The sequence below is a fragment of the Lysinibacillus sp. FN11 genome, from assembly GCF_024628845.1.
Lineage (GTDB): Bacteria > Bacillota > Bacilli > Bacillales_A > Planococcaceae > Lysinibacillus > Lysinibacillus capsici.
Genome location: NZ_CP102383.1, coordinates 714666 through 729367, shown reverse-complemented (window position 1 = coordinate 729367; position 14702 = coordinate 714666). Strand labels below are relative to the sequence as shown.

Sequence of the window (14702 nt, the reverse complement as noted above, 5' to 3'; positions counted from 1 at the left end):
TTCTATAATATTTGTCGTCTTACATTCATAGAAGTTACAGCCAATTAATAGCAATACTTGTTATTAATCGAACGGTAAATAAAACGTGAAGGTCGTACCCTCTTTCAACACACTGTCTACCATAATATTACCTGAGTGTGCCTTCACAATATTTCTAGCGATGGCTAAGCCGAGACCAGTTCCACCCTTGGAACGAGTACGTGCCTTATCGGCTTTATAAAAACGTTCAAAGACATAGGGTAAGTCCTCTTGAGGAATGCCATGTCCTGTATCTTGAACAGATATTTTAGCAAATGTCGGCTCCTGCTCTACTTTCACAGACACAGACCCTTCATCTGTATGTCTAAGGGCATTGTCGACTAAATTTGTAAGCACTTGTTCAATGCGATCCTCATCTATATTAATCATGGCCTCGTCATTAAATTCACTTTCAAACAACAAACGAACGTGCTTTTCTTTTGCTACTTGTGAAAACTTTTGTGTAATACGTTCAAATGTAGAATTAATTGGTAATTCATCTTTATAAAGCGTCATATGCCCTGATTCCATGCGTGCCAAATCTAATAGATCTGTCACAAGGCGGCCCATTCGCTTCGATTCATCATAAATAATCTTGGTAATCTCATTTCGCTCTTCCTGATCCTGAATAAAATCGTCATCCATTAATGCTTCCGAGTAACCTTGAAGCATGGCAATCGGTGTTCGGAGCTCATGGGAGACATTGGCAATAAAATCGGATCTTAGTTTTTCTAAGCGATGCTGTTCAGTCATATCACGAATTACAGCCACAGCGCCACGTATCATTTCACCACTATAAAGGGGACTAATAGTAAATGTATAATAGCTGCCATCCATTTCAATTTCCTCTTCTAGTTTATCCTCAAACATCAGCACATGATCAAGCATATGATACAGCTCTGGCGGGATAGGTTTTGCACTTTGTGAGCCTTTATTCACAAACCACTTTTGCATTAGACGTTCAGCTGGTGGATTACTTAATAATATTGTACGATCCCGATTAAATGTAATCACTGCATCTGTCATGGATGTCAAAATATTAGAAAGCTGTTCGTTTTCTTGATTGATAACCTCTAAATTATGCTTTAATTGACGGCCCATTTGGTTGAAGGCAACGGCAAGCTGACCAATTTCGTCATTTTGGGTAGTAGGCATTTTTGCTTCAAAATTCCCTTTTGCAATTTCAAAAGCTAATTCACGCATTTTTCTTAATGGCGAAGTTATACGTGAAGAAAGGAAGAATGCGAAGAATGTCGTCAACACAAATGCTATGAAGGCTGCTAAAAAGACAATTTTCGTTGTTTCCTTAGACGTTTTATGTAGCGCATCTGGGCTTTGATAGATGAAGACAGCTCCATGTACTGCATTTTCCACATTTAAGGGAAAACCAAGTACGACATAAGATTCCATCTTTTCTTGATCAGTTGAAGAAGGCATCATCATTTCTTTAATAATTGGTTCATCTGATTGAAACACTTCATGAAAAGATTTATTGGCTAAAATAGTATCTTGTATTTCTTTTTTGTTGACACCCTCTTGCATCGCAAAAGACACTTCAACATGACTGATCGCGATCAATGCATTGGTCCCTGTAGGTAAAATATCTTTTAATAATTCCGAGGTAGATTCGGCTGTTTCATTGTCATCTACTATACTTGCTACCGTTGCAGCTGTTTGTCGCAATGAAATTTCCGCTTGCTGCATATGATAATTTTGAAGAAATTCAAGCATTAATACCGTGAAAACAAATAATACAAATGAAACGAGAAGCAATATGGTTACCCATAGCTTCCCGACAACACTATTCCATATTCTATTCATTGACAACCTCAAATTTGTATCCAACGCCCCAAACCGTCACAATCATTTTAGCAGCGTTTTCAGAAACTCGGTTGAGTTTTTCACGTAAACGTTTTACATGTGTGTCCACTGTACGTAAATCACCAAAGAAGTCATAATGCCATACCTCTTTTAGTAGTTGTTCACGGTCAAATACTTTGTCTGGTGATTTCGCTAAAAAGTACAGCAATTCATACTCTTTCGGTGTTAAATTAACCTCAATGCCCTCTGCAGTCACACGGTGTGCATCATGATCAATCATTAAGTGTTGGAACACCACTAAATCTTTTGAAGAAGACGCATTAGTCGTTGGTGAGAAAGCCTGTGAACGACGTAAAATAGCCTTCACACGTAACACAACCTCACGAGGACTAAATGGTTTTACGATATAGTCATCTGCACCAAGCTCAAAGCCTTGTACACGGTTTGCTTCTTCGCCTTTGGCAGTTAATAAAATAATTGGCGTTGCTGCGCGCTCTCGAATTTCTGCACACACTTCTAGCCCATCTTTTTCAGGCATCATAATATCAAGTAAAATACAGTGATACTCTTTTTCTAAAGATTTCTCGATCGCTTGTTCTCCGTTTTCGGCCTCGTCAACAAGGTATCCTTCTCGCTCAAGATACATTTTTAATAAGCGGCGAATACGATCCTCGTCATCTACTACTAATACTGAAATATTTTCTGACACTTTCACGATCCCTCTCTTCCAATCTTTCTCTAACTTCTATTGTACATGGTGTGACACATATTGAAAAGAAAAGAAAGCCTCTTCGCTACAGCGAAAAGGCTTGTTGCTTCACAGGTTACGCGTAGGAGTGTAAACCTGCAAGAATTAAGTTAACAGCAATTAGATTGAATAAAATAATCCCAAAACCAATTAGTGCTAACCAAGCAGATTTTCGACCTTCCCAGCCTTTTGATAGACGTAAATGCAGGAATGCTGCATAGAATAACCATGTAATAAGAGCCCATACTTCTTTTGGATCCCAACCCCAGAAACGACTCCAAGCAATTTGTGCCCAAATCATCGCAAAGATTAAAGCACCAAGGGAGAATACAGGGAAACCAATCAGCACTGAACGATAACCAATTTCATCAAGTAATTGTAAATTGACACGTTTAACAAGTGGTTGGAAAATGGCACTAATTCGACGGCGAGCAATTAAACGAATTAATAAATACAACACAGATCCTACCATTAATGACCAAACAACAGTTGTTAATTTTTTAGCATTAATTAACGCTGGCATTTCTACTAATGGTGACATGCCATGTTCTTCTATCACTTCATATTCATTCATACCGAATACTGGAGGTAAATTGTAAATAATTTTACGAGTAGTTCCTTCTTTATCCACATAATTATAGCTAGACTCATAATCCATAGCACTAAATGTAGATGTTACCGCAACAAATCCAATAACTACTACAAGACAGTACATGACTGCTTCTAACCAAAAACGTTGTTTAGAGGGCTTTGTTAAATCTACTACTTTTAATAAGTAAATAAGTCCTGCCACAGCACTAATGGCTAAAATAGATTGCCCTAATGCTGCTGTAATAACGTGAATTGTTAACCAATGACTTTGTAATGAAGGCACTAATGGACTTACTTCTTTCGGGAACATTGCTGCATAAGCAATAATTAAAAGCGCTACAGGTAATGCCACTAATCCAAGTGCAGTCAAACGATAAATAAAATAAATTAAGATAAACGCGCCAACAATGAACATACCAAAGGCAGTTGTAAATTCAAACATATTACTTACTGGCGCATGTCCTGTATAAATCCAACGCGTAATAAAATAGCCAAGCTGTGATAGGAAACCAATAATAGTAACCACAATGGCAAGCTTGCCCCATTTGCCAGTATTTTTACCAGTAGCATTACCTTGCTTAATTGAACCACCAAATAATAATGTCGCAACTAGATAAGCAATAAACGCTACAAATAGTAAGTTTCCACTTAAGTCAATCAAACTCATAAGGTGTTGTCACCTTCCTTTTCTTTAATGCCACCATTAGTGGACTCTTCGCCAGCCTCATCTTTCTCTAACTGATCTTTATACGGAGGCAATGCAGCAAATGTTGTAACAGCATCTAAATCCTTTTTCATGCTGAACATATTTTTGTTGACATGGGCAGCCATTAACACACGGCCGTCTGGTTCCACTTGAAGCCATAAACGACGATGATTCCAGTAAGAGCCAATGGCAACACCGATCATAAAGATGACCCCACCAACAAACAGAATAGGGATGGTGCTATCTTTTCGCACCGTAATACCTGACATATCACGCATCTCTGCACTAGCAAATTTCATTCTATATTTATTTTCACCCAGTGGTTCTAAAGGAGGCTGCATAATTTCAACAAAGCTTACTTCTCCTTCAGGTGTTTCTGGTGTAGTCATTTTAAATAAAAATGCAGGATTATTTGGAATAGACGTTTTTGTCTGAGGTTCACCATTTTCAAATCCATCAAAATCAGGTGTATAGACAAGAATTTGAACGGATGAACCATTCCCTAAATCATATTCTTTTTTAGGATTTGTTAAATCAATCTCTACCTTACCTAATGATTTCTCTGTCGTCTTATTAATTAATTCAAAGTTCATCTGTTTTAATTCATTTAGACGATAATCCATCTGGTAAAGAGCAAAGCCATCTTCTTTCAAAGGATGGTTTACACGAATGGAATAGTCTTTTACTTTTTCTAGATTTTCCGTATCCCCAGGCAATGCGTCTTCAGGTTGCTTGTATAGTGTAATATCGGTTTGGAAGTTTTTAGCCACTACATTCACACCCTGTTTAACTTGCTCACCTTGAGGTGTATTATCATGTGTTTCTAAAACAAAATCACGGTTTTCAATGAAATAGCCTTCCATTCCAGTGATAGCACGTGTTTCACCTTCACGCACCCATATCGATTCATCAACATAGAATCCTGGGACTAGACGTAGCATGACCCCACCTAAAAAAATGATGAGACCTACATGGTTTATGTACGGACCGTAACGAGAAAAGCGTCCTTTTTCAGCTAAGAGAGCGCTACCATCTCGACGAACAGAATACTTCATCTCAGTCATTTTTTGAGCCACTTTATCAAGCGTTTCCTCCGCACTTGCTGACACTTGTCCTTCTGCAACAATGCGCTGACGCTTCATAAAGCTTTCATGTCTTTTAACACGTTGATTCTTTAATGATTTATAAAGTGGAATGCCTCGGTCAAGACTTGCCACTATAATTGATACCGCTAGCATACCAACCAAAATCTGGAACCACCATGAGCTATATAAATCCGAAAGCCCCAACGTATAATAGATTTTACCGAATGTACCATATACGTCTGCGTAGTAAGCCCCCTTCTCCATATCAGAAGCTTTTACGTAAAACTCTTGTGGTAGTAATGTTCCGACTGAAGCAGCAATTAATGTGATAATAATTAAGGATATACCAACTTTAACACTGGAGAAGAAATTCCATATTTTATCAACAAATGATTTGTTATATGTTTTGGAGCGAATGGCCATACCATCATAGCGCATATCAACAACCTTATTTTGTTTTTCTTCTTCAGTTAAAGGACGACCACATTTCTCACAAAGCTTCGTGCCGTATGGATTACTATGACCACAAGCACAAATGATTTTTTCCATCGTCATTTACTCCTTATTTGGCTTCACTAATTCCATGTACGAAGCAATATCTTTCTCCGTCATTTCACCTGTAATAATTTTGGCCACTTTGCCTTCTGGATCAATTAGCACTGTTGCAGGTAATTGTCCTACATTATAAGCAGTCATAACACTTTTTGTTTTGTCGATAACTACTGGAAATGACAACCCATATCGATCGACAAAATTCTGTACTTCAAAATCTGTTTGAGCAATATTAACAGCTAATGTTTGTACACCGTGATCTTTAAATTCTTGATACTGATTGTCCATTGCGGGCATTTCTTTCTCACAAGGCTTACACCAAGTTCCCCAGAAATTTAAAAATACCCCTTGTCCTTTATAATCCGACAATTTATGTTTTTCACCGTTTAAATCTACTAACGTGAAGTCAGGTGCCTCAGAGCCCACTGCTACTAACTCTACTTTTTCCTTTGTTGCTGTTCCATATACTGTGTACCCGATTGCCAACGCTAACACAGCTAAAATGACAGTTCGCAGTACAAGACGCTTTTTCTTTTTCTCCAAGTTAATAAACCCCCTATCAATTACGGCTTGCGTTGTTTTTACATATTGAAGAGACAAATAGAACTTTTTCACTCTCTATACGTCTATAAGTATGTAAAAACTTCTTTCACATTGACGTCAACAATACCGGATTAAATGTGTTACAGCTTATTTGAACAAACTGCTACTAGGTGTACTATTCTCACCTATTATAGCAAAATGATACAAAAACACTTAGCTATTAATTATGAATGATTTATGAACGATTTCACCACAAAGAAAGTGTAAACATCCAAATACCTCTTGTGGTATCCACACTTTCTTCTAGCAAAATTGCATTAATCAAGCTTTCCTGTTTCTGCTAACACACGTAGTTGCTTTACTTCATGCTTTGATAATTCACGGTATTCTCCTGGAGCAAGGCCAAATAAATCTAAGAAAGCAAAGCGTTCGCGTTTTAATTTAACAACGGGTGTTCCAATCGCTTCAAACATACGACGAACTTGGCGATTGCGCCCTTCATGAATCGTGATTTCACAAATAGCTTTGCCCGCTTTTTCATCGAAAGATGTCATACTTACCTTAGCAGGTGCTGTCTTACCATCCTCTAATTTGATCCCTCGTTGAAGCTTTTTAAGCCCTTCAATTGTTGGCACACCTTTGACACGAGCGATATATGTTTTGTCAATTTTAAATTTCGGATGTGTCAACATATAGGAAAATTCTCCATCATTTGTCAATAGCAATAATCCAGATGTATCATAATCAAGACGACCAACTGGGAAAATACGTTGCGGAATATGATGAAATAAATCTGTGACAGTTTTGCGTCCTTTATCATCTGTAACTGCAGAAATTGTTCCACGTGGTTTGTAAAGCAAGAAATATACCTTATCTTCTTTTTCTAGTTTCACACCTTCTACTTCAATTGTATCGGAATTAGATACCTTTGTTCCTAACTCACGTACCACTACACCATTTACTTTAACTTTACCTTCTAAAATCAATTGCTCTGCCTTGCGCCTTGACGCAACGCCTGCATAGGCAATGACCTTTTGTAATCTTTCCATTTTTTCACCTCTAGTTTTCTTTCACATTGACACGTTCGTCATCATTCGATTTCGATCCAATGAATAGGGTTATTTTTCCCGCTAATCTGTGAAAATTATGTCATACTTTTAGACATTATTAAAGAAAAACAAATTTCACATTTTTTAATTGAGTATTCCAAATAATTTTTCATTCGCTAATTTCTCAACATTTGAACCCGGATTTTGTTTTGTTTACTAGCAGTATGCACATTTGGTAATCATGCGAATCGATTGTAAAATGTTTATTTTGACAGAAAAAAAGCTACCATTCGGCAGCTTTTATTTGTAAACATTTTCAATTGTTAGACCACGCTGCTTTAACTCATTGGCGATATAGTTTTTAGCCAACATCATTTTACCTGCCAAAGGTTCCTCAATTGTTGAACCGTCTTGTAACGTAAAAACTAATCGATCAGGCTTTGTCACACCACTTTTTTCTAGATTAACCTGCTCAACTTTCACTATTTCTTCCCACTCGATAAAATTTACTTTTAAACTAAATAATGGATTCATATGAATACCTCTTGAATCTATCCATTTATAAGTATTAAAGCTTAATGCGATGAAACCTACGGCAATTAATAAGGAAGTAGACACCAGACCACGTTGAATATTCTTGCTTTTTTGCGTTTTAGGTATGATCAAATAATTGATTAGTAGTATGAGGGCCATGACAAATAAAGAGACCATAAAGATAAGATAAGCATTAAAATAAGGTGCAAAATAATAAAATTCATTAGGTCGATATAGTATCTCTTGAATTGGATATAGTAGAATGACAGGGACAATTAAACTTGATAAGAATAAGATAATGATTAGACCAAACTGAATTTGCCTACCATTACTTTCCATAGAAGCATTCCTCAATTTCCTCACCATCTTTCCGAAAATTAAGAATTTTACATTCATTATCATTTTACCAAATTTAATAGCAATTAATCAAATAATGTAAAAAATCAGCAAATCGTTTTTAACGATCCGCTGATTCAACTTTTACTGGTGTTGCATAAATACGTTCTTCTCCAATAAAGATCGACAAGACTGCTTCTTGGCGTTTCCTTGAAACATGTAATACTTGCCTCACCTGTTCTTTTTCCTCTTTATTTAACTGTAGTCGAACGGGCTCTTGTAAACGAATAGCCAACTTTTTATTGACATTGTATTTACCCTTTTTCACTACTGTTTCAAGACTATAATCTTGCCATACTTTATTGGATAAGCCTCGATGTACATTCCAATCGTCTGATTCATTTAATGTAACGACAATGCAGATTTGCCCGTCCTTTTGAAAGGCCGTTGCAAGTGTTCGTCCAGCAACCTTAGTAAAGCCCGTTTTTCCAGCGAAAGCAGTACCAGTGGCTGACTTTAAGGAACTTACAGGCTGTTCTGTCTCATCATCTATATCTGCCGCCATTCCTGAGCCTTCTCTTAATAGTCGGTGTTTATTTTCCCATAGCATTCCATTTACTGTATTTGCCCGATAAAGTACCGTTGAAGCAATTTTCTCAAATGTTTTATTTTGCAAAGCAAGTCTTAACATCTCAGCAGTATCTCTTGCAGACGATAAATGCTCATCATGATGAAGACCAGAAGGATTCATAAAGACGGTATTGGTAAGACCTGCAATAACAGCTCTTTCATTCATTAATTTGACAAAACCCTCTAGAGACCCTCCTACATGTTCGGCTAAAGCTGTTGCAGCATCATTGCCGGAACGTAGCATTAAGCCGTACAATAACGTTTCAACTGTCACCGTTTCACCAGCCTGTAAGTAAATAGAACTCCCCTCAGCCATAGCAGCCTTCGGAGATATGACAACTTCTTCCTGCAAGTCACTATTTTCAATTGCCACAAGTGCTGTCCAAATTTTCGTTAGACTAGCAATAGGTAATCGTTCATCGCTATTGGACCCTATTAAAATCCGTCCAGTCTCGCCATCTAAGACAGCATAGCCGCTTCCTCCTCTTGCTAAACTAGTCTGAGGAAGCATTACCATTAACACAATGATCATAAACAGTGTTAAACGAAATAACCGAAGCAAGGAGCCACTCCTTATTCAATGTGATAGGAAATTATAGATATTATTTATGTTGAAGACAACGCATTATAACATTATTTTGCCACACTAAATGTTTCTTGGAATTTGGTCATAAATAAATCTGTTTCTTGTTCTGTTTCAACAAGATCCTCCTCAGGTAGAGGAGGCATTTCTTCTATACTATTTAAGCCAAAATAATGTAAAAACTCTTTTGTTGTTCCATATAAGATGGCACGTCCAGTCCCTTCTGACCGACCTACCTCTTTAATTAATCCTCGCGAAACTAACGTCTGGATTGGACGCTCACACTTGACACCGCGCAAATCTTCTATCGCTACACGTGTAATGGGCTGTTTGTATGCCACTATTGCCAACACTTCGAGGGAGGCCTGGGATAAGGATTGCGCAGTTGGATTTTCTACTAATCTTTGAATCGTATCGGCAAACTCAGATTTTGTAATGAGCTGATAGACGCCTGCAATTTCTTTCACCGTAATTCCTCTTGCTAAATCTTCATCATACGCTTCCCTTAATGTATTCATTGTTTGAAGGATCAACTCTTCCTGTTCTCCTAAAAGTTGTGAGAGTTGTTTAATCGTTAAGCCATCATCTCCCACAACAAACAATAAGGCTTCAATTCTACTCTGTAACATTGATGTTTTCGTCATCTTCCCATTCCTCCTTCTGTAAGGTAACCGTTAATTCTTCAAAGTTACCATCTTGCTCTACGATGACGACCTGACGTTTCATCAGTTCAAGAAGAGATACAAACGTCAGAATAAGTGTTGGCTTATCTTCATAGGGAAAAAGCTCGAAAAATGATGCACGTCCACCTGTTAATCGTAACGAATCCACAACAGAGCGCATTTGATCTCTTACTGATCGCTCCTGCCTTGCTACAGTAGTTTTTAATGGTTTTTTTAATTTTTTGCGACGCATCAATTTTTGAAATGCGCCAAGCATATCATAGATATTCACATTCAAATCAAATAAAGCCATCTGTTCTTCTGAGGCTAATCCTGTTAAATCAGCAGGTGGCCTCGTAAATACCTGTGCTCGGTCTGTTTCAAGCTCCTGCAAATTACTAGCTGCTTCTTTGTATTTTTTATATTCGATTAAGCGTTGCACCAGTTCTTCACGAGGGTCAGGGCCGTCCACTTCTAATTCTGCGTCCTCCATCTCTCCTTCGTGAATTGGCAATAACATGCGGCTTTTAATTGCCAGTAACGTTGCTGCCATCACTAAATATTCACTTGCTTCATTTAACTCTAGTACTTGCATTGCGTGTATATGGTCGATATATTGTTGTGTAATTTCAGCCATTGGGATATCATAGATATCAATTTCCAATCTGTGAATTAAATGCAATAATAAATCAAGAGGCCCTGAAAAGGCTTCTAATTTTACTTCATAAGACATTATTTTACCACCCTGAGATTCTATGTTCTTTAAGTATAGTGGAAAGGAGTCCAAAATGCATCCACAGCATCATACTTTATTTATAGATTACTGTGCCTATTTTAATGGCAATCAAGATTTTTTTGAATGCCATGAAGTGCTAGAGGAATATTGGAAGGAAATTGCACCTGGCGATAAAATGCATCCACTTGTCGGCTATGTGCAGCTGGCAACAGGTTTCTATCATTGGCGACGTGGTAACAACACTGGTGCTATACGAATACTAGAAAAAGCACTTCATAACTTTCAAGAAAATGAAGGGCATGTTTTTTTCCAAGAAATTGATTATCTTGAACTCCTAACACAAATAACAAAAGCTATCACTTCGATTAAAACGGGCAAGTCCTTTCAAACTTTCCAGCTCCCTCTTTCACCTCACTTGCTGGATTTAGCCCTAGCACGTATAAAGCTTTTGCCATCAAATAGCTCAAATTATCTTCTTCATAAACATATGCTTCGAGATCGCTCACATATTCTTGCAGAGCGACAAGAAAGCAAACAAAGAAAAAGCAGACGTTGTTAATCGTCTGCTTTTTCATCGATACAATGAATACATTTTTGAACAAAACTACGTGTTTCATCTGTAGCACGCATACTTTCATATTGGCCAAGTTCCGCCACTTCTTGAAGCATCTCCGTTGCTACCCTCTCCCCTATAGGAAGGGATCACCGACACGTGTTGGATTGTAGCTATATTATGCTCGTCAACAACAAGCCCTACAATGCCAACATATTCATCATTCTTTTTCCATAAGTATAAAACCCAATTATCGTCATTTTCATAGGAGTGGATGGTTTCTGTAAGCTTTTTTACGTCTTTTTCGTTAGGCATAAATGAAAGTAGCCCCATTGCTATTTTCTCTAAAGCTTTTTTATATCGAATTAACATATTTGTCTATTCCCTCTTTTTCTAGCTGTACATAATCTTTGACTATCCTACACGATTTGTACTTTTACCGCAAGCCAATTTCTGTCTTACGAACCAGGTCCGAGAATACCTTTCGACGCCAACACCCAATAGACTACGCCCCATAATAAAATAAATGTTGTAATGGACGCTAGTAATACCCACTTATTTTTCCTCAAATTTACTCACCCTTTTTTAAAGTTAGCGGGAGATCGTTTTGCACAATATCTTCATAACTTTCGCGGCGAATAGCTAGTTGATGCTGTCCATCCTCTACAAATACAACTGCAGGTCTTGGTACACGATTATAGTTACTAGCCATCGAATAACCATACGCACCTGTACAGAAGATGGCTAACACATCACCTGAAGCAGCATCTTGTAGTTTAGCATCAATAATTAATTTATCGCCAGATTCACATAATTTACCAGCAACTGTATAGAGCTCATCTTTCGGCTCGTTCGCCTTACTTGCGATGACTGCCTCATACTTAGCGTCGTATAATGCGGGACGGATATTATCGCTCATACCTCCATCAACAGCAATATATTTTCGCACATCTGGCACAGTTTTTTGTGAACCGATTGTATAAAGAGATGTTCCTGCATCACCTACAAGTGATCGACCTGGTTCAATCCAAATTTCCGGCATCTTCAGTCCAAGAACAGTTGCTTTATTTTTGACAACTGTAATCATATCCTCTACATATACTTGTGGTTCAAGCGGTGCATCTTCTTCAGTATAACGAATACCAAAGCCCCCACCTAAGTTTAACACAGTACATGTAAATCCGTGAGTCTTGTTCCAATCAGAAATTTTGTCAATCAATTTTTCTCCAGCCAACCCAAAACCTGCAGTGTCAAAAATTTGTGAGCCAATATGGCAATGTAAACCAAGTAGCTCTAGGAATTCATGGTTAAATGTTTGTTGGAATGCTTCATCTGCTTGACCATTGTTTAAGTCAAAGCCGAATTTTGAATCTGCTTGACCTGTCGTGATGAAATCATGCGTATGTGCTTCAACACCTGGTGTAACACGTAATAATATACGCATTTTTTGCTGACGGCGCTCCGAAATATCTTTTAAAAGCTGTATTTCATAGAAATTATCTACAACAATACATCCAATCTTGGAGTCAAAAGCTAGCTCTATTTCAGCAATGCTTTTATTGTTACCATGAAAATGAATGCGCTCTGCAGGGAAACCAGCCTTTAAGGCCGTAAATAATTCGCCACCAGATACAACATCCAATGATAAATTTTCTTCTGCTGCTAATTGATACACCGCTACACATGCAAATGCTTTTGAAGCATAAGCTACTTCTGCTTTTACACCTAGTTTTTTAAACGTATCGATAAAGCTGCGCGCACGCTTACGAATAAGTGCCGTATCATACACGAAAAGTGGTGTACCATACTCTTTTGCTAGCTCTAATGTGTCTACCTGTCCAATTGTTAAATGACCATCTTCAGAAATCGCTTGTGTTCCATATAAATGCATGTGCATCTCTCCCTTTTCACATCGTTCCATCTTGTTATTTTTACGGTTTGAAAGTGGAATGGTTCTTTACTATATTAGAACCATTCCATCAAAAAAATTATTTCCTTCAAATGTATAGTTCTTGCTTTTTCTTGAATGAAAATAATTTTTGCAAAAATCACAAAATACTATATGTGAACTTTATCACATGAAAAAAACGAGTGCAACGGCTCCTATGATCTTTTTCGCTGTTTGGAAGCGACTACATAAGGTCTTAGTGCATCCGCTGTCATTGGGAAACGAATAATGACGCGAAGCATTGCGGTTGGAAAGAATGGAACAAGCGGCCATAAATAAGGTGCCTGCATTGGTCGTAATGAACATAAATACGTAAACAATAAAAATAAACCAATAAATAACCCATTGACACCCCAGAGACCCGTCATCAGAAGTAACAGTAACCTAAAAATTTTAATGGAGATACTAAGCTCATAGGATGGAATAATGAAAATAAGAATGGCTGCAACTGCTGTATAGAGAACCACCTCTGAAGAGAATAATCCAACATCAATCGCAATTTGACCAATGATTACCCCCGCAACCAACCCCATCGCTGTGGACAATGGTGACGGAGTATGAATGGCGGCCATCCTCAAAAACTCTATTCCAATATCTGCAATCAAAATTTGTAGTAATAAAGGTACATGCGATTTCTCCTCTGTTCCTAAAAAGGAGAGGGCATCTGGAAGTAGGGATTCATTCGTTGCAAATACATACCACAATGGCAATAAAAGTAAACCCATAATGGAACCAAAATATCGCATTAAACGTACAAATGTCCCTACAGTTGGCGCCTGTCGATATTCCTCTGCATGCTGTAATAAATGAAACATGGTAACAGGCACTAAAATAACGGATGGAGAAGTATCGACTAATATAGCTATATGCCCTTCAAGCAGATGAGCTGCAGCAATATCGGGTCTCTCCGTATAACGTACAAATGGAACTGGGTGGAACTTTTGTTTAAATAGCCATTCTTCTAATGATTTATCGGCCATCGTCAAGCCATCATGATTTATTTGTCCAAGACGCTGTCGTATACTTTCGAGCATATCTTCATTGGCAACATCCTTCATAAACGCGATCGCCACGTCGGTTTGACCGATTTTGGATATTTTATGTAGCTCGAAACGTAGATTACTATTACGAATTCGCCTACGTATTAAGGCTGTGTTTTGAGAAATCCCTTCTGTAAAGCCATCTCTTGATCCACGGATAACTTTTTCATTATCTGGCTCTTCTGGAGAACGCCCTGGATAGTTTCTAAGCTCTGCAACATAGCAATAGCCACTTTTAGTAATAAAGGTGACTTGTCCACTTAAAATGGCTAGTAAATAGGCTTTACGCTCTGTTTCTTCTGAACGTCCATGGAAATTAAAGTAAGACTCAAAATATTCCTTCTCATCCTCTACATCAATTTCAATGTCCTCATCAGGAAGCATGCTAGACAGTAACTGTGTTAAAGCTTCTCCATCTACAAGCCCGCTAATATATGCACAAAGGACCGGCAAATCTTTGACATATAAGTGTTTAATACCAACGTCAAACGATTCGCCGTCACCAAATTGTTCTATAAGAAAATCTTCGGCTTCTTCTAAGCTGTTAAATAATTTATTTGTCATGCT

The 14702-nt window shown here is 37.8% G+C and carries 13 protein-coding genes and 1 pseudogene; 1 reads left to right on the top strand and 13 read right to left on the bottom strand.

The window, feature by feature from the left end; translation table 11 throughout:
- Positions 1-63 precede the first annotated feature (63 nt).
- From NP781_RS03440 to NP781_RS03395, 10 genes are all read right to left on the bottom strand, one after another.
- Positions 64-1839 (bottom strand): ATP-binding protein, encoded by a 1776-nt coding sequence (locus NP781_RS03440; protein ID WP_202341593.1) that lies wholly within the window; start codon positions 1837-1839, stop codon positions 64-66.
- Complete coding sequence (locus NP781_RS03435; protein WP_004232215.1) at positions 1832-2548, bottom strand: response regulator transcription factor; 717 nt, start codon at positions 2546-2548, stop codon at positions 1832-1834. The genes NP781_RS03440 and NP781_RS03435 overlap by 8 nt, the downstream gene beginning before the upstream one ends.
- 115 nt (positions 2549-2663) lie before the next feature.
- Positions 2664-3845: a c-type cytochrome biogenesis protein CcsB gene (ccsB, locus tag NP781_RS03430; RefSeq protein ID WP_305068587.1), complete on the bottom strand. Its 1182-nt coding sequence runs from the start codon at positions 3843-3845 to the stop codon at positions 2664-2666.
- Complete coding sequence (locus NP781_RS03425; protein WP_221680478.1) at positions 3842-5518, bottom strand: cytochrome c biogenesis protein ResB; 1677 nt, start codon at positions 5516-5518, stop codon at positions 3842-3844. Before NP781_RS03425 ends, ccsB begins: the two co-directional genes overlap by 4 nt.
- A gap of 6 nt (positions 5519-5524) precedes the next feature.
- On the bottom strand, positions 5525-6064 hold the full coding sequence (gene resA, locus NP781_RS03420) for a thiol-disulfide oxidoreductase ResA (protein WP_004232210.1): 540 nt from the start codon (positions 6062-6064) through the stop codon (positions 5525-5527).
- A 317-nt stretch (positions 6065-6381) separates the two neighbouring features.
- Positions 6382-7113 (bottom strand): pseudouridine synthase, encoded by a 732-nt coding sequence (locus NP781_RS03415; protein WP_004232209.1) that lies wholly within the window; start codon positions 7111-7113, stop codon positions 6382-6384.
- Between the two features lie 300 nt (positions 7114-7413).
- Positions 7414-7986, bottom strand: a complete 573-nt coding sequence (locus NP781_RS03410) for a hypothetical protein (RefSeq protein ID WP_255600954.1) — start codon at positions 7984-7986, stop codon at positions 7414-7416.
- 118 nt (positions 7987-8104) lie between these two features.
- Complete coding sequence (locus NP781_RS03405; protein ID WP_221680477.1) at positions 8105-9175, bottom strand: D-alanyl-D-alanine carboxypeptidase family protein; 1071 nt, start codon at positions 9173-9175, stop codon at positions 8105-8107.
- A gap of 71 nt (positions 9176-9246) precedes the next feature.
- Complete coding sequence (gene scpB, locus NP781_RS03400; RefSeq protein WP_221680476.1) at positions 9247-9840, bottom strand: SMC-Scp complex subunit ScpB; 594 nt, start codon at positions 9838-9840, stop codon at positions 9247-9249.
- On the bottom strand, positions 9812-10591 hold the full coding sequence (locus NP781_RS03395) for a segregation/condensation protein A (protein ID WP_004232198.1): 780 nt from the start codon (positions 10589-10591) through the stop codon (positions 9812-9814). Before NP781_RS03395 ends, scpB begins: the two co-directional genes overlap by 29 nt.
- Before the next feature lie 55 nt (positions 10592-10646).
- Between NP781_RS03395 and NP781_RS03390 the strand changes: the two genes are divergently transcribed.
- Positions 10647-11153, top strand: a complete 507-nt coding sequence (locus NP781_RS03390; RefSeq protein WP_221680475.1) for a DUF309 domain-containing protein — start codon at positions 10647-10649, stop codon at positions 11151-11153.
- Here the strand turns inward: NP781_RS03390 and NP781_RS03385 are convergent.
- The 3 genes and pseudogenes from NP781_RS03385 to NP781_RS03375 all read right to left on the bottom strand — a co-directional run bounded on the left by NP781_RS03385 (position 11150) and on the right by NP781_RS03375 (position 14699).
- Positions 11150-11519 (bottom strand): annotated as a pseudogene (locus tag NP781_RS03385) (GNAT family N-acetyltransferase). The gene NP781_RS03390 and the pseudogene NP781_RS03385 sit on opposite strands and share 4 nt — an antisense overlap.
- Positions 11520-11718: 199 nt before the next feature.
- Positions 11719-13038, bottom strand: coding sequence for a diaminopimelate decarboxylase (lysA, locus tag NP781_RS03380; RefSeq protein WP_004232188.1), 1320 nt, complete (start codon positions 13036-13038; stop codon positions 11719-11721).
- 212 nt (positions 13039-13250) lie between these two features.
- Positions 13251-14699 carry a spore germination protein gene (locus NP781_RS03375; RefSeq protein WP_221680474.1) on the bottom strand — a complete coding sequence of 483 codons (1449 nt, stop codon included), beginning with the start codon at positions 14697-14699 and terminating at the stop codon, positions 13251-13253.
- Positions 14700-14702 lie beyond the last annotated feature (3 nt).

Coding starts and splice junctions, on each gene's coding strand:
- NP781_RS03440 (WP_202341593.1), bottom strand. CDS start 1,839: ATGAATAGAATATGGAATAGTGTTGTCGGGAAGCTATGGGTAACCATA.
- ccsB (WP_305068587.1), bottom strand. CDS start 3,845: ATGAGTTTGATTGACTTAAGTGGAAACTTACTATTTGTAGCGTTTATT.
- NP781_RS03425 (WP_221680478.1), bottom strand. CDS start 5,518: ATGGAAAAAATCATTTGTGCTTGTGGTCATAGTAATCCATACGGCACG.
- NP781_RS03415 (WP_004232209.1), bottom strand. CDS start 7,113: ATGGAAAGATTACAAAAGGTCATTGCCTATGCAGGCGTTGCGTCAAGG.
- NP781_RS03410 (WP_255600954.1), bottom strand. CDS start 7,986: ATGGAAAGTAATGGTAGGCAAATTCAGTTTGGTCTAATCATTATCTTA.
- scpB (WP_221680476.1), bottom strand. CDS start 9,840: ATGACGAAAACATCAATGTTACAGAGTAGAATTGAAGCCTTATTGTTT.
- NP781_RS03395 (WP_004232198.1), bottom strand. CDS start 10,591: ATGTCTTATGAAGTAAAATTAGAAGCCTTTTCAGGGCCTCTTGATTTA.
- NP781_RS03390 (WP_221680475.1), top strand. CDS start 10,647: ATGCATCCACAGCATCATACTTTATTTATAGATTACTGTGCCTATTTT.
- lysA (WP_004232188.1), bottom strand. CDS start 13,038: ATGCATTTATATGGAACACAAGCGATTTCTGAAGATGGTCATTTAACA.
- NP781_RS03375 (WP_221680474.1), bottom strand. CDS start 14,699: ATGACAAATAAATTATTTAACAGCTTAGAAGAAGCCGAAGATTTTCTT.